This is a genomic window from Pseudomonas sp. LS2P72 (genome assembly GCF_054897865.1).
In genome coordinates this window covers 2390762-2411199 of record NZ_CM142708.1, presented here as the reverse complement: position 1 = coordinate 2411199, position 20438 = coordinate 2390762, and the positions used below count along the sequence as shown (strand labels likewise).

Below are 20438 nucleotides of genomic sequence, written 5' to 3'. Positions count from 1 at the left end.
ACGCTAAGAAAGCATAACAATTATTTGTATAATATAAAGCGTTATACACTTTTTAAAAAGGCCTTCTACGAGCTGCAACTCCGATAACAGCCCATAGAAACCCACAACCTGAACACCCTAAACCTTCAAAGACAGCTTAACATCTTCATAAGCTTCACTAAGCGCGCGCACTGCGTCTTCATGTTTAACTTCAGCCCATACTTGTTTAACGTCGTCTTCAGCCTCCACCCAAGGATAGTCTTCAGGTGTAACATTCACCAGCGAAACATCTACTGTGTAGATAGAATTACGCCAATTAATATTCTTTAGAAGCTCCATATTTCCTGACCAGCCAGTCATTACACAGCGTCTACCAAGAGCGAGAGATTCAGCGCAGCCCATCCCATAGCCTTCAGATCGATGAAAACTCACATATACATCGCAGGCACGCTTCAGGCCAAGAGCCTCTTTGTAACTAAAACTATTAGTATTCAAAATAATGACATTGGGATATCTGATCCTAACCCCGTCAAGAAACGCCTCGTACTCCTTCCGCTTTTCATCGCCGTGCCTAAGCTCAAATTTCACATGCATGACCAAAGCGACATCGTTCACACCGCGAAAGCTTTCAGCAAAAGCTTTTAGAGCGGCCTCAGGGTTTTTCCGAACAGTCGAGGAAGTAAACTCCCAATTCAATAAGAATAAAACTTTCTCTCCAGGTAGATTGAAATACTTCCGATTAAAGTGTTCAACGCTGGAGACCGGCACCCTAACTTCAGGATCCACAAGTGTTATCGGTTTTGTGGTAGCGCTAGCCACAGCACTATAAACAAACTCCGTATCAACCATCATTGAGTCAACCGCGTCAAAGTTACTGATCAGCCGGCTTGGTACAAATGGTAGTTCCCAATGAGTAAAATTAATATTCCAACGGCCTTCCGCCCACTCGCGGAAAATATGTAAATGGTGCCCAACGAACGGAAAACCCACACACCAAATATTAGTAGGATACAATGGATCTGCCGAAAAATAGGTTTTAAACTCATCAGGAAGCACATTTTTATTGGCGCCCCGTTCTATATCGACAATACAAAAAGGCACACATTTTCGCCGTAACGATTCTATGTAATGAACACTAAGGTTCACTACTCCCCCTGATTCTCCAGCATAAAGCAGAATATTCAGTCCTTTATTTTCATCGGGTTGAACCTTTAATCGCTTTCTAATATTTTCCGTGGATATTACTTCTTTGGACTTGAGCAACCGCCGACAAATAAGCTGCACCCCAAGAAACATAACGCCTTTCCAGCTTGCACCTGCTCGGCGACGGGCCTCGATTCTATTGATAACCCCTTGAAGCCTTCCCCAAGGCCTAGGGTTAATATCAACAACAAAACTTTGCTCCGCCTCCTCTATCAACGTTGCAATTGGGGCGGCCTCGACGACGGGAGGAAAAAAAACATCATCATAATCTGTTTCTAGAGCCAGTTTGAAGGCATCGGTAAGATGATCTGGAACATCAGTGGTGGCTGAAGAGAATCGATTTATTCTTGGAACAACCGAATAGCTCTCAAGCTGTTTAGCAAGTTCCACATCCTCTGCTTGATTGTGAAAAATCAACGCATTGAATGGAACAAGTTTAAGTAGTTCGGTTTTCGCCACTACTAGCCCGCCGTTCAGATAGTGACGATTCCACGTTTGGTTTTCGTTCCCACACTCATAAATAGCCCCCCAAATAAGATGGGATCGATCATCAATCGCACAGTAAGATGGATAATTTTTCCCTGATTGATGGTGTTGTCTTATAGTCAGAAAATCAAAATCATAACCAAACTTTTCAAAACCAGTAAAGAAATTTTCGTCAAGCCAGTAGCGATCATGTAAAATGCAGAGGTTTTCATGATCAGCAATATCAACTATATCGTTTTTCTTGATGCAAATATCTGACAACTTTTGACTATACTGCCTATCAATGTAGATCGGTGAGTAATTATCATAAGCTGTGCTATATGGACCGACAATTATTATCTGATGATCGGAACCACCAAAGTCACGAATTGTTTTACACAATCGAGCGACAAGTTCAACTTTTTTCCCTTGAGTTAAAACCCCAAAAGTCCATTTCCGAGAGTTTGGACCAACTTTAATCTGACGACAAATTTTAAAAACCGTTACAATCTCGCCACCACTAACAAACTCTGCGTTCACAGAAACGGCCAAACCATACTTCCTATAAAGGAAGTTTTTTAACGCCGGAATCGATATATATTGATTCTGGACATATCGAACTATCAAAGTTCCGGATGCTTTTAGCATTCGGATAGACGAGTCAATTAAGATTCGCCAACCTTGTTGCGCTACAGGCTCTTGAAAAAGCCACACACTGTCAAAGCGATTGGAGTCGGCAGGGGATGCCCTGAAACCAGGGGCACTGAGAATATCTACAGAAACGAACGAGGCTCCATCAACTGGAGAGTCACCAATCCAGATATGATCCGGACCAGATCCGGCTTGAGCCAATGCTAACAGCTCACTAATATGTTCAATCATAATGCTTCTAGCCACCCTTTAAGGAGTCCCCTGGAACATCGCGTGCATTTGCATACACCTGCCAAAACGAAACTAACTCGATGTTTCGGTATTACAAATTTCCGTCAAAAACCAACAACCACCGCACTCACACTTCACACCTGCGCCAAATCCGTATCTTTTCTGGTTCATCGCAAGCCCACCCTAAAGTACTTTACTTTACTATTCCAGCAAGACTGATCAACAATACAAAATGATTGAGATGGCCATGGTTCGGACCTATCATTTTTTTGATAACACTAGGCTCATCAATCGCCGAGCACTTTCCTGCCAACTAATCAACTTGATGTTTTCGGAGATCGGCTGCCGGCCAGCTTGGTACAGGGCTAACCATTTTCTAATTACAATAGCGAGGCCTTCTAATTCCTCCCTATTAAAATAAAGTGCATGCTCACCGGCAACTTCACGGTGCAAGGGACTGTCACATGCGATGATCGATAGCCCATTGGCTGCAGCTTCTACTAAACTTAAGCCAAATACCTCATCTTGGTATGCAGCTATGAAACATTTACAGGCGGCCTGAACATTGCTAAAAATATCCTGATCCACTTCGGTGACCCACAATAACTTGGTCTTCTGCGCCTCCTTGATTAACTCCTTCGAACTTTGAACTTCGCGAGTTTCAAGGCTAGACACCACAACCAATACAACATCTATACTTTCAAACCACAAACCATTAAAAGTGGAAATTATTTTATGTAGGTCTTCCTTCGCCATTCTTCTGGCATCCAAGAAAAAACTAACGCTTTTAGATACTTCACTCGACAACTCTGCCAACGGGCGGGATTCGCAATCACCAGCTACATGGGGTTTAACTTCTGCCCCCAATGAAAAACTTCCTATTTCTAGTTTTCTCGCTCTGGGTTCAGCATTTTTTTCAAGCCAATCTCTCAGTTCTCTGGACACATGCTCTGAAACACAGATAACACCATCCATGTAGCGTGAAAGCGCAACTTGATCATGGTCCTCAAAAAAGGCAGGACCAAGAAACATACTAGACTTGAGCAATGGCTCTAGCTCATAGAGTATAAAATATACACTAATGCCAATACGTCTTAAATATTGATAAAACGATGCCTGCTTGGCTTGCACATTGTGTTCAACGTCCAAACCCAGGAAAATATCACCTTGGCAAAAATCTATATTATAGTCTTCTTGATCATTAGATGCTTGATTGAGGAAAGCATCAGTAAGCTTACCGGCATACCGATATCCAAACTCATCCTTAGTTGCATATACCGGCGTTACAACATACCCATCTGGAGGACTAGCTAAAAGTTCCCGAAGCAACCGCTCAACGATGTATGACACACCGCTAACACTGTTCCTATTAACCAAACCAGAGACGTCAACCAATAATTGCTTTATTGACGATTGCGTGTGTGTAGCAATTGCTTGGGCAACGCGCCTGATCTCAGTATCTGCCATTATTGGACCAAGACGAGCCACTTCATCTAGAAGCCAATCTCTGCGATCAGCCTCACTCGATGGAGCCAGATTTCTGGCTGCTTGAGCACCATGGGATTCAAACCACTTTTCAAATGCTCGCAATGTCAGCTGAGCACTGATTTCCCAAGTAAAATTCTTTGCCTGAATGACCCCATGCTCTCTAAGACTCTGGAGCAGCCCTGGATCCCGCAAAACTTGAAGTATCTTGTCAGTAATGGCTTGTTCCGAATGAGGATCAAACAGAGCCTCTGCGTTTCCAATGACTTCAGGAACGCTGGTTGTATTTGAGCCTATGGCTGCAGCGCCACAGGACATAGCCTCCAACACCGGCAATCCAAAACCTTCGTGCAATGAAGGGAAGATATAGAGTGCACACTGATTGTAGAACTGTACCAAGTCGTCGTCAGATACACGACCGGTTATTATCACATCATTCTGTGAGAGCTTACATTTCGAAATATGTTGCTCAAAGCGAAAGCGGTGATCATCAGGCAAACCACCAACCAATACCAACTGATATTCCTCACGCACAGAGACCGGCAATAGTGCATAAGCACTTATTAATCCGATATGATTCTTTCGATCATCTGTTGCGCCCGAATACATTAGATACTTACCACTGACACCGTACTTTTTATTAAACCGCTTTGTGGCATCGTGGGTATAAGTGACCGGTTTGAAAATATCATCTACTGCAGCAGAGATGTTTACGATTTTCTCATCCGCAAGATCCAAGTACTCAAGAGCCTCCTCTCGTGATGACTCGGAAATAGCAAGCATCAGCTCAGCTCGATTGAGGTGCGATATTTTCTCGCGATACAATCGCTCAAAGCCAGGATTGGGAGCAAAGTAGACGTCACTTTTGATAAGCGGAATCAAATCATAGAAAGTCACCGCGGTCGGCACCTTGAAAGGTGCCCGACCTATACTATGTACCGCGTCATCGCCAAACCCCTCCATCAAACTTGTCACATGGACAAGATCAGGCTTAAGGCTTGCTAAGAACTCTTCACGTATCAATTCCGCTATGTCTTTGCGCCACTCATTCGCCGGATCAAATGCATGCACAGGCCCGACACTACTCCACACCTTGATGTTCTCTTGGGGAAGCAACTCGGCAAACGCATCACGAATTGAGTCAATTGTTTCTGGAAACAGCCCGTTAAGCGCAAGGATTATTTCGTGCTCGCCACGCAGTTTGATCATGGCAGCTGCAAGCGCCATTGTATAACGCCCAATACCCCGAAAACGACTTCCGGTCTGTGCGCCCTGCATATCAATGACTATACGCATTAACGGCTTTCCTGTTCAGACATACGACTTTTTATATCAGTGTAAATATTTTGAGCTTTGGGCGACAATGGCGTATGCCCAGGCATAAACCCTTCGGGTAAATCTTCAATCCCACCATTACGGCCAAATCGACCAGCCGGGTTACTTTGGGCTGCTGACATCAACCCTCGTCGAAAAGCGAACATCCGCAAGTTGTGATAAAGGTTGGGGAAACGCCTGAATACTTTTTTTGCCGTTGCGACCAGCGTAGGGTTTCGCACCACAGGCCTAATCACCAACACCAGAGCTCCACGTGCAGCCTTGCCTGCCTTGCGCCGGATTTTCACCAACAGCCCACCATGACTGGTAGGTGTATTTGCTGATAGCGAAGGCTGCGGAATTGTGACGCCTAGCGACCGAGATCTGCGTCCACGAGTACTCACCCGGCTCCCATCAGCGCCTGCTGATAGCGCCTCTTGAAGACTTTTAATCTCTAGCCGTGCAGCAATCAGGTCCCGTTCAGATTTAGCAGCGCGTGATTTGGAGGACTCCAGCTCCAATCTGGCCTTAACAAGCAGCGTTTCGGCTGCTGTAGCTCTTCCCTCTAGTCCGGCCAGGGCTTCAGCCTGCTCCTTTAAGAGGGAAAGCGCAGACTGCAACTCAAGGTTGTCCGAATTATCCACGGTGTTTTTTTCCAAATAGTAAAAATGCCATATCCCCTCATAACCGGGTGAAACACGTGCGATACCAGGGAGAAACCTTTTACTCTCCACATGGAGCGGAGCGAGCAAGCTGAAAAGAATTCCAGTTCTCACTGGCTCCCAACGTAGTAACATCAGGCTAGGTGTGAAAAGTGGTCTGGTAGTCAGAAGACGCCTTAGTCTTTGCCCAAAAAAATCAATACTTCGAGCTCCGCTACACGCTCCTCTACCAACGCCACACTTGCGCGGCTTTCAACATTCAAACGCAACAATGGTTCAGTATTCGAAGCCCGCAAATTGAAACGCCAATCGTCAAATTCCAGGCTGACCCCGTCGGTCCTGTCAATTAATGCATTCTGAACAGCATAGTGCTCAACAATCCGTTGCAAAATAGGTGCGACACTTTCTACTTTGTAGTTTATTTCTCCACTGCACGGGAAGGCGGCAATTCGCTCATTGACCAACTGTGCCAATGTCTTTCCGGAGGTTGTCATCAAAGCCGCCACCAACAACCACGGAATCATCCCACTGTCGCAATACGCAAAATCCCGGAAGTAGTGGTGAGCACTCATCTCCCCGCCATACACCGCATCTTCCTCGCGCATACGCTCCTTGATGAACGCATGCCCGGTTTTGCTCTGAACGGCGATACCACCCGCCTGCTCAACCTGTTCGATGGTGTTCCAGGTCAACCGCGGGTCGTGGATGATCTTGCTACCAGGGTGTTGTTTAAGCAGCATCTCAGCCAGCAGGCCGACGAGGTAATAGCCTTCGATGAACCGACCATCGGCATCGAAGAAGAAGCAGCGATCGAAGTCACCGTCCCAGGCCAGGCCCATGTCGCACTGGTTTTCCAGCAGAGCCTGACGAGTCAGTTCGCGGTTCTCTGGCAGCAGTGGATTGGGTACGCCGTTCGGAAAGTGGCCATCAGGCACTTCGTTGATGAATACCCATTGCAGCGGCAGTCGTGCAGCCAATGCCTGCAGCACAGGGCCGGCAGCGCCATTGCCCGGGTCTGCAAGGATCTTGAGGGGTTTCAAGGTGCTGACGTCGACGTAGGTGAGCAAATGGTCGATGTAGGCAGTCTTGTCTAATGCCTGACGAACTGCGCCTTTTTCTGCCGCGACGGTACCCAGGTCACCCTGATCGACACGCAGGCGGATGGCGTCGAGGCCAGTATCGCCGCTGATAGGGCGAGACTCGGCCTTGACGAGTTTCATGCCGTTGTAGCCTTTGGGGTTATGACTGGCGGTGATCATTACGCCGCCATCAACCTTGTAGTGACTGGTGGCAAAGTAGACTTCCTCGGTGCCGCACAGCCCGATGTCGATCACATCGGCACCCGCCTCGGTAATGCCGCGCATCAGCGCTGCCGCCAGGGGTGGGCTTTCGAGTCTCATGTCCTGGCCGACCACGAAGGTTTTCCCCTGCAACTCGGCGACGAGCGCGCGACCTATGCGGTAGGCGATGTCTTCGTTGAGTTGAGCGGGTACCTGACCACGAATGTCATAGGCTTTGAAGCATTGCGTCACGATAGGAGGAAACATTCTACTCACTACTGAAATGTCCGATGCCGCCCTGGGGCGGCAACGGCAAGAATGGACCGCCAGGGCCTGATGCCTCTGGCGCGCTTACCCCGCAAGACGCGGGGCTCGCTTCGGGTTCAGTGTTGTTACTTGTCGACGCGACCGTAGTTGTCTTCGAAGCGCACGATGTCGTCTTCGCCCAGATAGTCACCGCTCTGCACTTCGATCAGCACCAGATCGATAACACCCGGGTTCATCAAACGGTGCTGATGACCAGCACGAATAAAAGTGGACTCGTTGGTGTTCAACATCAATTCCTGCTGATCGTTGACCACCACTGCCATACCGCTGACAACGATCCAGTGCTCGCTTCTGTGATGGTGCATCTGCAAGGACAACGAAGCCTTGGGCTTCACCACAATGCGCTTGATCTTGAAGCGCTCGCCATTTTCCAGCGTTGTGTAGGTGCCCCAAGGGCGATGCACGGTACGGTGGAGCAAATGAACCGTATGACTGCAGGCCTTGAGCTGATTGACGATATGTTTTACGTCTTGAGCATGGTCCTTGTGAGCAATCATCACCGCATCCGGGGTATCGATGACCAGCAAGTCCTCGACACCGACCAGCGCGGTAAGCCGACCTTCACTGTTGACGTAGTTATTGCGCGAGTTATGAGAGAGCACTTCGCCTTCAAAGCGGTTACCGTTCTCGTCGGGTTCGGTCAGCTCACTGACGGCGTTCCAGGAACCAATGTCGCTCCAGCCGATGTCGCAGGGAACGGTCGCAACTTTAGAGGATCGCTCCATCAACGCGTAGTCGATGGAGATATCCGGAACCTCTGCGAACGCATCAGCATCAAGCGCAAGGCAACGGTACTTGGCCGATGAAGTAAGGCGGGAGTTTTCAATCGTTTTGCTGACCGCTTCCACTACGTCCGGAGCATGTTGACGAAGCTCTTCGAGGACAGTGCCCACCCGGAAGCAGAACATCCCGGAGTTCCAGTAGTAGTTGCCTGCGCTGACATAACTTTGCGCGGTGTCAAGATTGGGTTTTTCGACAAAGCGCGCGACTTTCAGGCCGCCCTTCAGCGGTGCATCTTTTTGCGCTTCGATGTAGCCAAACCCTGTTTCAGGGTACGTCGGCTGGATCCCGAAGGTAACCAACCAACCTTCGGCGGCCAGCGTCATGGCGCTGGCTACGGCCGCAGCAAAGGCTTTTTCGTCTTGTATCAGATGATCAGCTGCCAGCACCAGCATCTGTGCATCAGGACCATGGGTCGTTTCCAGCTGAAGTGCAGCAGCGGCGACGGCAGCAGCGGTGTTACGCCCAAATGGTTCGAGGATGAAACCTTGAGCATGCTTGGCTGTATTGACGGCGCCGTACTCGTCTTCGGTCTTGAACAGGAGTTCGCGGTTGGTCACCGTCAGAACTTCCACAACACCTTCCAGACGCGAAGCGCGGAGGAAGGTTTTCTGGATCAGATTCTGGCCATCTGGCAGCTCCATGAACGGCTTTGGGTGGGCTTCTCGAGAAACAGGCCACAACCGGCTGCCCACTCCGCCAGACAAAATTACGGGAATCAGTTCCATGCTCTAAATCCTTAATCCCCTTCTGGCAGATATGTCCAGGAAGTGGGGCTCAGTTATATTTCCGGTCATTCCTGCATCGTAATTGATGCAAATTCTTGTTGAACCTGTCGCCAGGATGACAGCTCAGCTTCGATCCAAACCCGCTAGCTTCATGCCTGGTATCGCTTCTAATTACCTTGCTCCAGCATTCATCGAATGCCCGTACCTGCAACACTGTGTATTGGAGGCAATCTAGACAATGCAGTCTCCTTTGGAAAGGAAAAGCGGATCATTGGAGGTTGAGATGCGATGCGGAGCAGGATCAGATAATTCTGCCGGCCATTCTACAGCTAGTACCGGGAATTAATAACAGATGCGTAAGGGCTGGAGGCAAAAAAAGCGTTTGAAAACAAACAAGTGTTTCAACTGGTGGCCATCAAAATAACATCAAACCCCAATATCGATCAAATCTCAGCGGACAGGCGCATCCAGAAGTTTTTTCAAGTATTGCCCATAACCCGTCTTTCCCAGCCGCTCCGCCTGAGCTGACAGCTCAGCCGCAGATATCCACCCGCTGTTGTATGCAATCTCTTCCAGGCAAGCAACTTTAAACCCCTGGCGCTTCTCGATGGTGTGTACGAAGTGGCTAGCCTCAAGCAGCGACTCGTGAGTACCCGTGTCCAACCATGCGAAACCGCGACCAAGGATTTCGACGTTCAACTCACCCCCCTCAAGATAGGCACGGTTGACATCGGTGATTTCCAGCTCGCCGCGTGCGGACGGCTTGATGCTCTTGGCGATCTCGATGACCTTGTTGTCGTAGAAATACAGGCCAGTCACCACGTAGTTGGACTTGGGCTTCTGCGGCTTCTCTTCGATGCTCAGCGCCCGACCGGTAGCGTCGAATTCCACCACACCGAAACGCTCAGGATCAGATACGTGATAGCCGAATACAGTCGCGCCTTGCTCTTGATTGGTCGCGGAACGCAGGTTTTCCGAGAAGCTCTGACCGTAGAAGATGTTGTCACCCAAGATCAGACAGCAAGGGTCCTTGCCGATGAACTCTTCACCAATGATGAAGGCTTGCGCCAAACCATCCGGGCTAGGTTGTTCGGCGTAGGTAAGCTTGATGCCATACCGGCTTCCATCACCCAGCAATTTCCGAAAACAAGGCAAATCCTCCGGGGTGGAGATGATCAGGATTTCTCGCATTCCCGCAAGCATCAGGACCGACAGCGGATAAAAGATCATCGGCTTGTCGTAGATCGGCAGCATCTGCTTGGACACGCCGAGGGTCAACGGATGCAGGCGCGTACCCGAACCACCGGCGAGGATGATGCCTTTACGATTGATCGTGGTCATTTATTCAGAACCTCCCTGAGCATTCGGGTTACGCCACTTTTCCAATCCGGCAAGTGCAGAGAAAAATTGTCACGTAGCTTCTGAGTATTCAAACGCGAATTCAGAGGGCGGCGCGCAGGTGTTGGATAAGCCGTCGTTTCAATCGGATTGATCGCCGTTACGGCGAGCTGCTCGCCGCTGTCTTGGGCGAAACCGATCACATGGCTAGCATAGCCGTGCCACGACACTTCGCCACTGGCTGCCAAGTGATACAAGCCCGACAGCTCGGGACGCTGCAGAACTTGCTGAATCGCCAACGCCGTCACGTCGGCAATCAGGTCTGCCCCGGTCGGCGCTCCGATCTGGTCGGCGATGACGCTCAAGACTTCACGATCCTTGGCCAGACGCAGCATGGTCTTGGCGAAGTTGTTGCCGCGAGTGCCATAGACCCAGCTGGTGCGGAAGATCAGATGCTTGCAGCCCGACGCGGTAATCGCCTGTTCGCCGGCCAGTTTACTAGCGCCGTAGTGATTCACCGGGGCGACTGTATCTGACTCTTCCCACGGCATTGAACCCTGGCCGCTGAAGACGTAGTCAGTCGAGTAATGAATCAGCCAGGCACCTAAAGTCGCGGCCTCTTCAGCCATTACTTGGCTTGCCTGACCGTTCACACGGTCGGCCAACTCAGTCTCGGACTCGGCTTTATCGACGGCGGTATAGGCCGCAGCGTTGACGATGATGTCGGGTTTGACCTGACGGATCGTTGTGCGCAAGGCATCAAGATCGGACAGATCGCCGCACAACCCATCGACTGCGTGGCGATCCAGGGCGATTAACTCACCCAGCGGCGCGAGGGAGCGCTGCAGCTCCCACCCCACTTGACCATTTTTTCCAAGCAGGAGGATTTTCATGCCTTGATTGAGCGGTCTGAGTAGTTCTGGTCGATCCACTGCTGGTAGCTACCGCTCTTTACGTGAGCGACCCATTCAGTGTTGCTCAGGTACCACTCGACCGTTTTGCGGATGCCGGTTTCAAAGGTTTCTTCCGGCGTCCAACCCAGTTCACGCTGAATTTTACTGGCGTCGATCGCGTAGCGCAGATCATGGCCGGGACGATCCTGAACGTAGGTGATCAGGCTGGCATGTGGGCGATAAGCAGAATCGGGACGCAGTTCGTCGAGCAGTGCGCACAGGGTATGCACCACTTCAATGTTTTGTTTTTCGTTATGGCCACCGATGTTGTACGTCTCACCGATAACACCTTCGGTCACGACTTTGTACAGTGCGCGGGCATGGTCTTCGACGTAGAGCCAGTCGCGAACCTGGTTGCCTTTGCCGTAGACCGGCAGCGGTTTGCCTTCCAGCGCATTGAGGATGATCAGCGGAATCAACTTCTCGGGGAAGTGGCACGGGCCGTAGTTGTTCGAGCAGTTGGTGACCAAGGTCGGCAAACCGTAAGTTCGGCTCCAGGCACGAACCAGGTGATCGGAACTGGCTTTGCTGGCGGAGTAAGGTGAGCTTGGCTGATACGGTGTGGTTTCGGTGAAGAGGTCTTCCGGACCTTCGAGGTCTCCGTAAACTTCGTCAGTCGAAATATGGTGAAAGCGGAAGTCGGCTTTACGCGCATCATCCAGCGCAGCCCAATAGTGGCGCGCAGCTTCCAACAGGGTGTAAGTGCCGATGATGTTGGTCTGGATGAATTCAGACGGGCCAGAGATCGAACGATCGACGTGGGACTCAGCGGCCAGGTGCATGATCGCATCCGGTTCGTGTTCACGCAGAACACGGTCAACTTGATCACGATCGCAGATGTCGACGCGCTCGAACACGTAACGCGAGCTCTGGCTAACTTCGGCCAATGACTCAAGGTTACCGGCGTAAGTAAGCTTATCGACGTTAACGACAGAGTCGGTAGTGCTGGAGATGATATGTCGAATGACTGCCGAACCGATAAATCCCGCGCCGCCGGTTACTAGAATTTTCACGCGAAGCCATACCTTTGGAGTTACTGACAGGGAGTCAGTGTGAACCGAATCGGCAATACGCCACCCTTTCAACAAGCGCAGCATATTACAGCTTCATAAAGATTCCACTAATGGATATGGACGAGCATAGGGGTACATTCGAGGTGCGCCATGCCCTTGTCGAAATCAGACAAGGCGCTTGCGTGAAACCCTGGACGTACGCCCCAGGAACCATCCAAGAATCGGCCCGATCACCATCCCGATCAGCAGCGCAACAACCATGACCAGCGATACCGGCAGTTGCGGCCCCGCCCACCCCAGGAATAGCAGGGAAACCGATTGCTGATTCTCGAGAACGAACGCCAGGATCGCCAAAATCAGCAACAGGACGAATACGGCGAGCAGTACACGCTTGAGGTTACGCATGAGCGGTTCCTTGAATAACGGAGGCCGTCAAAGCCCTTCCTCCTCGTCCTCGTTCACCCGATCGCGCAATTCTTTGCCTGGCTTGAAATGCGGCACGAACTTGCCGTCGAGGCTGACGGACTGACCGGTTTTTGGATTGCGGCCTACGCGCGGTGCACGGTAGTGCAAGGAGAAGCTGCCAAATCCACGAATCTCGATGCGATCACCGGTGGCCAGACATTGGGACATTTGTTCGAGCATGGTCTTGATGGCCAGCTCCACATCCTTGGATGAGAGCAGCCCTTGATGGGTGACAATTCGTTCGATCAACTCCGACTTCGTCATATTTTTCCCTTCTTTTTCAAGCAGCTAGATCAGCGCTTCAAAGGTTTTAGCACGCCCGGATGAATTTGAACAGCCCGAGTTTTGACATATCTTTACTCACAAAGGGATGTCCGATTTGAGATCACTGGAACGCTGATCATGCACTTCCAGATTCATCTGCAGATAACCAGCATGGTGCGCGTCAGATAGCCCGCAGGATTAAAGCCAAAGGGGTACTCATCCTCGTCTTTGGCATCATCGGACCTGGCTACAACTTTGTAGCCAGCCGCCTTGCACTCCTTGTTCGCTCGCTTGCGACATTTCTCCCACCCCGAACCCAGCCCCGAACAATCGATCTCGATGCCACTGACCCCACGCACCGCGTGAGTCTTGGCACTAGTGGTACAGCCTGCCAGTGCCAGTACTGCTATGACGACAATGAGCTTGTTCATTCGCTTCCTTAGGCCAGGCAGTGCGCCCGACGGTCGTTCGCTTCAAGCTGAAGACTAGCTGCAAATAAACGATTGATCCGATTAAAGAAAGAGACAACTTGCCGGGACGATTGGTTTCACGGCAAACAACCGGAGCGCCGCGAAACCATCAGAATCACCAAATCCCAGAATTCGAGTAGGAGGCGGATTTACACCCGCCGTCCTCTCACACCACCGTACGTACGGTTCCGTATACGGCGGTTCAGGTTATGCGGTTAAGCCGGTTTATCGTATCCAGTATCGAGACCAACCCGAGTCGATCCCACAGCTTCTTCGGTAGCGCCTGATTCATATGTGGCGCTCCCGAGTTCCACCATGGGCCTCGGCCATTGAACGCTGATGTGCAGGCGCGCCCTTCGTCGAGTCCCAAACGCATCAGGTTGCGCGCCCTCGTAGAGGGTTGCTTCCATTGGCGCCAGATGATGCAGCGAAGTTTGTGTCGCACCCAGCCATCAAGCATCTCCAGCGCTCGCTTGCCCTGAGTTAACTTGAAATAGCTAGCCCAACCGCGCAGCACGGGGTTTATCCGTTCGATGACATTCGCCATCTTGTGGCCCCGCGCTCTGCACAGCAGGTCTCTGAGTCGGTCGCGCAAGCGACCCAGACTCATCGTTGCCACTCTCAGCCTCGGCTGCTGATGCCAGCTCATTCCGTAACCCAAGTAATCACACATCCAAGACCCGGCGACTCGGCTCTTTTCCCGGTTCAGCGTCAGTTTCAGGCGCTGATTCAGGAAGCGCTCAACACCGGCCATCACCCGTGTGCCAGCCCGCTGACTGCGCACATAAATGTTCGCGTCGTCGGCATAACGCACGAAGCGATGACCTCGCCGTTCCAGTTCGCTGTCGAGTTCGTTGAGCAGGATGTTCGACAGCAACGGCGAAAGCGGGCCGCCTTGCGGCGTCCCTTCCTGCCGTCGGCTGACGAGTCCACCTGACATCGTTCCCGCTTCGAGGTAACGACGGATCAACGTGAGCACACGCTTGTCTTCGATTTGACGCGCCACGTAAGCCATCAGGACATCGTGGTTGACCCGATCAAAGAACTTCTCCAGATCGAGTTCCACGCACCAGCGGTGACCCGCTGCCACATGGCCGCGAGCGGTTTCGATGGCTTGGTGAGCGCTTCTGCCCGGACGAAAGCCGTAGCTGTAGTCCGAAAACAACGGATCAAAGATCGGCGTGAGCTGTTGCAGCAGGGCTTGTTGGATCAGGCGATCCACGACGCTGGGGATACCCAGTTGTCTTGTCCCGCCGTTGGGTTTGGGAATGTCGACGGCGCGTACACCTTGCGGGTGATACTCGCCGGCCAGCAACCGAGCCTTAAGGATCGGCCAATACTGTTTCACGTAGCCCGCCAAGTCGTCGACCGTCATGCCATCGGCACCCGGTGCGCCCTTGTTGCTGACCACGCGTTGATACGCACGCTTGAGGTTGGCCGGTGCAAGCACTCGCGCCATCAGCGTGTCCGGCTCCGCGTTCGTCCACGTCACGGACGCCGTTGATACCTGTGCGCTGTCAGCCGTTATCCTCGGATTCTGTCCGGGACTCGGAGTGACAGTCTTCTCTGCGAGAAATTTCTGCATTTCGGTATTCAACGAGACTTTGACGCCTACTGGCGGCATAACCTGTTCGGCCCTTGGTGACGGGGTTATTCGTCACTTACTACGGCTTCGGCTGACTTCTGCACGCTCATCCCGTCACCTCGCGGCGCTCGGTAGCACAGTGGCAAACGGGCAGATCTCCCAGGGTAATTCGCGCGACCTTCCTGCTTATGCCTGTCGGATCTACGTCACAGCGCTCCGTGCAAGTATTGGGCTTTAGTGATCATGGCCACCTTACCCCGCTGCGCCGCCTAATCCGCTTCCTGTTCGTCAGGCCAGCATTTTGCCTCGGGCTTCCTTCAGATTCGCAGTCACCCGCGACACCCTTGCCTCCGGCTAACACTTCCCCTTGCCGGGTGTGTAGAGGACTTTCACCTCTAAGTCACCAGCGAGGCCACCACAGCCAAACTGGTTGCGCTTGCGCGCAACGCGCCATGCCTGGCGCACCACAAAAAAGGGCGACCGAAGTCGCCCTTTTTCTATGGTTTGACAGAACTTAGTTCTGTTTTTCCATTTGTGCACGCAACAGGTCGCCCAGAGTGGTAGGACCAGCAGCGATGCTATCCGAAGGCTTGTCTTTCAAGCTCTGGATTGCTTCTTTCTCTTCAGCATCGTCTTTCGACTTGATGGAGAGCTGGATTACACGGCTCTTGCGGTCAACGCTGATGATCTTGGCTTCTACTTCCTGGCCTTCTTTCAGAACGTTGCGCGCGTCTTCAACGCGGTCACGGCTGATTTCGGAGGCTTTCAGAGTCGCTTCGATATCGTCGGCCAGAGTGATGATGGCGCCTTTAGCGTCAACTTCTTTCACGATGCCTTTAACGATTGCGCCTTTGTCGTTCTCTTGAACGTACTCGGAGAACGGATCGCTTTCCAGTTGCTTGATACCCAGGGAGATGCGCTCGCGCTCTGGGTCAACCGACAGGATAACGGTGTCCAGCTCGTCGCCCTTCTTGAAGCGGCGGACGGCTTCTTCGCCCACTTCGTTCCAGGAGATGTCGGACAGGTGAACCAGACCGTCGATGCCGCCGTCCAGACCAATGAAGATACCGAAATCGGTGATCGACTTGATGGTGCCGGAGATTTTATCGCCCTTGTTGAACTGGCCAGAGAAATCTTCCCATGGGTTAGATTTGCACTGCTTGATGCCGAGGGAGATACGACGACGCTCTTCGTCGATGTCCAGAACCATAACTTCCACTTCGTCGCCGACTTGTACGACTTTCGAAGGGTGGATGTTCTTGTTGGTCCAGTCCATTTCGGAAACGTGTACCAGGCCTTCAACGCCTTCTTCCAGCTCAGCGAAGCAGCCGTAGTCGGTCAGGTTGGTTACACGAGCGGTAACGCGAGTGCTTTCTGGGTAACGGGCTTTGATAGCAACCCATGGATCTTCGCCCAGTTGCTTGAGGCCCAGGGAAACACGATTGCGTTCGCGATCGTACTTCAGAACCTTGACATCGATCTCGTCGCCAACGTTGACGATTTCGGAAGGATGCTTGATACGCTTCCAAGCCATGTCGGTAATGTGCAGCAGGCCATCGACGCCACCCAGATCGACGAATGCGCCGTAATCGGTGAGGTTTTTGACGATACCTTTGACTTGTTGGCCTTCCTGCAGGGATTCCAGCAGAGCTTCACGCTCAGCGGAGTTCTCGGCTTCGAGGACGCTACGACGGGAAACGACAACGTTGTTGCGTTTCTGGTCAAGCTTGATGACCTTGAATTCCAGCTCTTTGCCTTCCAGGTGCGTGGTGTCGCGCACAGGACGGACGTCAACCAGAGAACCTGGCAGGAACGCACGGATGCCGTTAACGTCGACAGTGAAGCCGCCTTTAACCTTACCGTTGATAACGCCCTTGACCACTTCTTCGGCTGCGAAGGCTGCTTCCAGAACAATCCAGCATTCAGCGCGCTTGGCTTTTTCACGGGACAGCTTGGTTTCACCAAAGCCGTCTTCAACCGAGTCCAGAGCAACGTGAACTTCGTCACCGACGTTGATAGTCAGTTCGCCAGCATCGTTGTAGAACTGCTCAAGCGGGATGAGTGCTTCAGACTTCAGGCCAGCGTGAACGGTTACCCAGCGAGCTTGGTAATCGATATCAACGATAACACCGGTGATGATGGAGCCTGCCTGAAGGTTCAGGGTTTTTAGGCTTTCTTCAAAGAGTTCCGCAAAGCTTTCGCTCATTTTAATTCCTGTTGAATAAGGGCGAAGGATACGCCCATCTCCACGTCCCAGACGACGTGGGTTATGTTCATTAGAAGAAGCACCACAAGACTATGACTGGTCCCCTGTGGAGTTTCTTGGTCACCCGGCGATATCGCGAATGGCGATCTCGCTCATGATGCGTTCCAGCACCTGATCGATGGATAATTCCGTGGAATCCAGCTGTATGGCGTCAGCCGCCGGCTTGAGCGGGGCTACCGCTCGCTGGGTGTCACGCTCATCGCGGACACGTATCTCATCTAGCAGACTCGACAGACTAACACCATCGACTTTGCCCTTCAACTGCAAGTATCGACGGCGCGCACGCTCCTCGGCACTGGCAGTGAGGAATATCTTCAGCGGTGCATCGGGGAAAACCACCGTGCCCATGTCGCGACCATCGGCCACCAGACCCGGAGCCTCCTGAAACGCCCGCTGGCGCTGGAGCAGTGCATCACGCACCGCCGGCAGCGCAGCGACCTGGGAAGCCCAGGCGCCGACTTGTTCGTTGCGCAGATCATCAGTGACATCGTCACCTTCAAGAATGATCCGCTGCGGATGACCTTCGGTCGCACCGACGAACTGCACGTCCAGATGAGCGGCCAGCAGTTTCAGCGACTCTTCATTGGTCAGATCGACGCCATGGTTACGCGCGGCGAATGCCAGCAGACGGTACAGCGCACCGGAATCCAGCAGACACCAGCCCAGACGCTTGGCCAGAATTCCGGCAATAGTGCCCTTGCCCGAACCGCTAGGCCCGTCGATGGTGATGACCGGTGGCTTGATAATCACGACTGAGCCTCTTGTGCAACACGGATACCGACCTGCGCGCACAGCGCGAGGAAGTTCGGGAACGAGGTCGCGACGTTGGCGCAATCATGGATGCGGATCGGTGCAGCGGCGCGCAGCGATGCCACGCTGAAGGCCATGGCAATCCGGTGATCGCCGTGACCGTGCACTTCGCCGCCGCCGATCTGGCCGCCGTCGATGATGATGCCGTCCGGGGTCGGCTCACACTTGACGCCCAGCGCCAGCAAGCCATCCGCCATGACCTGAATCCGGTCCGACTCTTTAACCCGCAGCTCTTCGGCGCCACGCAGGATGGTGCGCCCTTCAGCACAGGCGGCGGCCACGAACAGCACCGGGAATTCGTCGATGGCCAGTGGAACCAGCGCCTCGGGAATCTCGATACCTTTGAGTTTAGCTGCACGAACGCGCAAGTCCGCAACCGGTTCGCCGCCGACTTCACGCTGGTTTTCCAGGGTGATGTCAGCGCCCATCAGACGCAGGATATCGATCACGCCGGTACGGGTCGGGTTGATGCCGACGTGCTCAAGCACCAGCTCCGAACCTTCGGCAATTGACGCAGCCACCAGGAAGAACGCGGAAGACGAGATGTCGCCCGGAACTTCAATGTGGGTCGCGGTCAGCTTGTGGCCGGACTCGACCGAAGCGGTCGCACCGTTGACGCTGACCGGGTAGCCGAAGCCACGCAGCATGCGCTCGGTGTGGTCGCGGGTTGGAGCCGGCTCGGTGACGGTGGTCTTGCCTTCGGCATACAACCCCGCCAGCAGCAGGCAGGATTTAACCTGGGCGCTGGCCATCGGCATGGTGTAGGTCAGACCTTTGAGCTTGTTGCCGCCGCGAATGATCATCGGCGGACGACCTTCAGCAGCGGTCTCGATCACGGCGCCCATTTCACGCAGCGGATTGGCCACGCGATTCATTGGGCGCTTGGACAGCGAAGCATCGCCTGTCAGCGTGCTGTCGAAGTTCTGCGCAGCCAACAGGCCAGACAGCAGACGCATCGACGTGCCGGAGTTGCCCAGATAGATCGGGCCCGGTGCAGGCTTCAAGCCATGCAGGCCGACGCCGTGAATGGTCACGCGGCCGTGGTGCGGACCTTCGATCACGACGCCCATGTCACGGAAGGCCTGCAAGGTTGCCAGGGCGTCTTCGCCCTCGAGGAAACCTTCCACTTCGGTGACGCCTTCAGCCAGGGAGCCGAGCATGATCGAACGGTGGGAAATCGATTTGTCGCCCGGTACTCGAATCCGCCCAGTCAGGCGGCCACCAGGTTGTGCCAGGAAAATCAGGTCGTTGGAATTCATAGCGTCCACATATGCCCGGCGGGCCAGGATTTTACTGAAATGTTCGCGGGCAACCCGGGCGCGAGTGAACACGCCCAACAATTGGTGCCCATCCCCTGCATCGACCGCGTCGCGCAAGGCGTCGAGGTCGCTGCGAAATGTATCGAGTGTGCGCAGGACAGCTTCGCGGTTGGCGAGGAAGATGTCGTGCCACATGACCGGGTCGCTACCCGCAATTCTTGTGAAATCGCGGAAACCGCCCGCAGCGTAACGGAAGATCTCAAGGTTTTCATTGCGCTTGGCCAACGAATCGACCAAACCGAACGCCAACAAGTGCGGCAAATGGCTGGTCGCCGCCAACACTTCGTCATGACGTTCGACCTGCATGTGCTCGACATCGGCGCCCAATTCGCGCCACAAACGGTCGACCACTGCCAGTGCTGCCGGATCAGTCTGATCCAGCGGCGTCAGAATCACTTTATGGCGACGGAACAGCTCTGAGTTAGAGGCTTCCACCCCGCTCTGCTCGGAACCGGCGATCGGATGCCCCGGCACGAAACGCGCCGGCATGCCGCCAAACGCCTCGGTTGCCGCCCGCACCACATTGCCTTTGGCGCTGCCCACGTCGGTCAGAATCGCTTGCCCCAAATCCATGCCGGCCAATTGGCCGAGCATTTTTTCCATGGCGAGGATCGGCACGGCCAGTTGAATCACGTCGGCGCCCTGGCAAGCAACGGCCAGGTCTTCTTCGCAGCGATCCACCACACCCAACTCAACCGCCAGTTTGCGCGACTGCGGGTCGAGGTCGACCCCGACCACTTCCCGGCACAGGCCGCTTTCACGCAAACCCTTGGCAAACGAACCGCCGATCAGCCCCAGACCGACCACCACCAGGCGACCGATCATAGGTTCAGCAGATTGCAGTGCAGTG

At 53.0% G+C, this 20438-nt stretch carries 15 protein-coding genes; all 15 read right to left on the bottom strand.

What is annotated here, in order from left to right; all coding sequences use genetic code 11:
* Positions 1 to 117: 117 nt before the first annotated feature.
* The 15 genes from ACYZUA_RS11160 to ACYZUA_RS11090 all read right to left on the bottom strand — a co-directional run bounded on the left by ACYZUA_RS11160 (position 118) and on the right by ACYZUA_RS11090 (position 20413).
* Entirely contained in the window at positions 118 to 2529 is a 2412-nt protein-coding gene (locus ACYZUA_RS11160) for a glycosyltransferase family protein (protein WP_461963133.1), read from the bottom strand.
* A gap of 261 nt (positions 2530 to 2790) precedes the next feature.
* Entirely contained in the window at positions 2791 to 5310 is a 2520-nt protein-coding gene (locus ACYZUA_RS11155) for a glycosyltransferase (protein WP_461963132.1), read from the bottom strand.
* Entirely contained in the window at positions 5310 to 6080 is a 771-nt protein-coding gene (locus tag ACYZUA_RS11150; RefSeq protein ID WP_461963131.1) for a hypothetical protein, read from the bottom strand. Before ACYZUA_RS11150 ends, ACYZUA_RS11155 begins: the two co-directional genes overlap by 1 nt.
* 86 nt (positions 6081 to 6166) lie before the next feature.
* A complete protein-coding gene (locus tag ACYZUA_RS11145; protein WP_461963130.1) occupies positions 6167 to 7537 on the bottom strand; it encodes a phosphohexomutase domain-containing protein in 1371 nt (456 codons plus the stop codon).
* A 125-nt stretch (positions 7538 to 7662) separates the two neighbouring features.
* A complete protein-coding gene (locus ACYZUA_RS11140; RefSeq protein WP_461963129.1) occupies positions 7663 to 9105 on the bottom strand; it encodes a mannose-1-phosphate guanylyltransferase/mannose-6-phosphate isomerase in 1443 nt (480 codons plus the stop codon).
* Between the two features lie 450 nt (positions 9106 to 9555).
* A complete protein-coding gene (gene rfbA / locus ACYZUA_RS11135) occupies positions 9556 to 10446 on the bottom strand; it encodes a glucose-1-phosphate thymidylyltransferase RfbA (RefSeq protein WP_461963128.1) in 891 nt (296 codons plus the stop codon).
* Positions 10443 to 11336 carry a dTDP-4-dehydrorhamnose reductase gene (gene rfbD, locus ACYZUA_RS11130; RefSeq protein WP_461963127.1) on the bottom strand — a complete coding sequence of 298 codons (894 nt, stop codon included), beginning with the start codon at positions 11334 to 11336 and terminating at the stop codon, positions 10443 to 10445. Before rfbD ends, rfbA begins: the two co-directional genes overlap by 4 nt.
* Complete coding sequence (gene rfbB, locus ACYZUA_RS11125; RefSeq protein ID WP_461963126.1) at positions 11333 to 12409, bottom strand: dTDP-glucose 4,6-dehydratase; 1077 nt, start codon at positions 12407 to 12409, stop codon at positions 11333 to 11335. Before rfbB ends, rfbD begins: the two co-directional genes overlap by 4 nt.
* 165 nt (positions 12410 to 12574) lie before the next feature.
* Positions 12575 to 12814, bottom strand: coding sequence for a LapA family protein (locus ACYZUA_RS11120; RefSeq protein ID WP_056744083.1), 240 nt, complete (start codon positions 12812 to 12814; stop codon positions 12575 to 12577).
* A 27-nt stretch (positions 12815 to 12841) separates the two neighbouring features.
* Positions 12842 to 13138 (bottom strand): integration host factor subunit beta, encoded by a 297-nt coding sequence (gene ihfB, locus ACYZUA_RS11115; RefSeq protein WP_003369729.1) that lies wholly within the window; start codon positions 13136 to 13138, stop codon positions 12842 to 12844.
* A gap of 152 nt (positions 13139 to 13290) precedes the next feature.
* Positions 13291 to 13569 (bottom strand): hypothetical protein, encoded by a 279-nt coding sequence (locus ACYZUA_RS11110; RefSeq protein ID WP_461963124.1) that lies wholly within the window; start codon positions 13567 to 13569, stop codon positions 13291 to 13293.
* Between the two features lie 241 nt (positions 13570 to 13810).
* Complete coding sequence (ltrA, locus tag ACYZUA_RS11105; RefSeq protein WP_461963123.1) at positions 13811 to 15232, bottom strand: group II intron reverse transcriptase/maturase; 1422 nt, start codon at positions 15230 to 15232, stop codon at positions 13811 to 13813.
* A gap of 475 nt (positions 15233 to 15707) precedes the next feature.
* Entirely contained in the window at positions 15708 to 17399 is a 1692-nt protein-coding gene (gene rpsA / locus ACYZUA_RS11100; RefSeq protein WP_008148721.1) for a 30S ribosomal protein S1, read from the bottom strand.
* A gap of 120 nt (positions 17400 to 17519) precedes the next feature.
* Positions 17520 to 18209, bottom strand: coding sequence for a (d)CMP kinase (gene cmk, locus ACYZUA_RS11095; protein WP_008148720.1), 690 nt, complete (start codon positions 18207 to 18209; stop codon positions 17520 to 17522).
* The gene (locus ACYZUA_RS11090) at positions 18206 to 20413 is read right to left on the bottom strand and encodes a bifunctional prephenate dehydrogenase/3-phosphoshikimate 1-carboxyvinyltransferase (protein WP_461963942.1); all 2208 of its coding nucleotides are present in this window, start codon (positions 20411 to 20413) and stop codon (positions 18206 to 18208) included. The genes cmk and ACYZUA_RS11090 overlap by 4 nt, the downstream gene beginning before the upstream one ends.
* Positions 20414 to 20438 lie beyond the last annotated feature (25 nt).

What these genes read in the sequence shown, in the direction of transcription:
- ACYZUA_RS11160 (WP_461963133.1), bottom strand. Translation starts at nt 2,529, where the DNA reads ATGATTGAACATATTAGTGAGCTGTTAGCATTGGCTCAAGCCGGATCT.
- ACYZUA_RS11155 (WP_461963132.1), bottom strand. Translation starts at nt 5,310, where the DNA reads ATGCGTATAGTCATTGATATGCAGGGCGCACAGACCGGAAGTCGTTTT.
- ACYZUA_RS11145 (WP_461963130.1), bottom strand. Translation starts at nt 7,537, where the DNA reads ATGTTTCCTCCTATCGTGACGCAATGCTTCAAAGCCTATGACATTCGT.
- ACYZUA_RS11140 (WP_461963129.1), bottom strand. Translation starts at nt 9,105, where the DNA reads ATGGAACTGATTCCCGTAATTTTGTCTGGCGGAGTGGGCAGCCGGTTG.
- rfbA (WP_461963128.1), bottom strand. Translation starts at nt 10,446, where the DNA reads ATGACCACGATCAATCGTAAAGGCATCATCCTCGCCGGTGGTTCGGGT.
- rfbD (WP_461963127.1), bottom strand. Translation starts at nt 11,336, where the DNA reads ATGAAAATCCTCCTGCTTGGAAAAAATGGTCAAGTGGGGTGGGAGCTG.
- ACYZUA_RS11120 (WP_056744083.1), bottom strand. Translation starts at nt 12,814, where the DNA reads ATGCGTAACCTCAAGCGTGTACTGCTCGCCGTATTCGTCCTGTTGCTG.
- ihfB (WP_003369729.1), bottom strand. Translation starts at nt 13,138, where the DNA reads ATGACGAAGTCGGAGTTGATCGAACGAATTGTCACCCATCAAGGGCTG.
- ACYZUA_RS11110 (WP_461963124.1), bottom strand. Translation starts at nt 13,569, where the DNA reads ATGAACAAGCTCATTGTCGTCATAGCAGTACTGGCACTGGCAGGCTGT.
- ltrA (WP_461963123.1), bottom strand. Translation starts at nt 15,232, where the DNA reads ATGCCGCCAGTAGGCGTCAAAGTCTCGTTGAATACCGAAATGCAGAAA.
- rpsA (WP_008148721.1), bottom strand. Translation starts at nt 17,399, where the DNA reads ATGAGCGAAAGCTTTGCGGAACTCTTTGAAGAAAGCCTAAAAACCCTG.
- ACYZUA_RS11090 (WP_461963942.1), bottom strand. Translation starts at nt 20,413, where the DNA reads ATGATCGGTCGCCTGGTGGTGGTCGGTCTGGGGCTGATCGGCGGTTCG.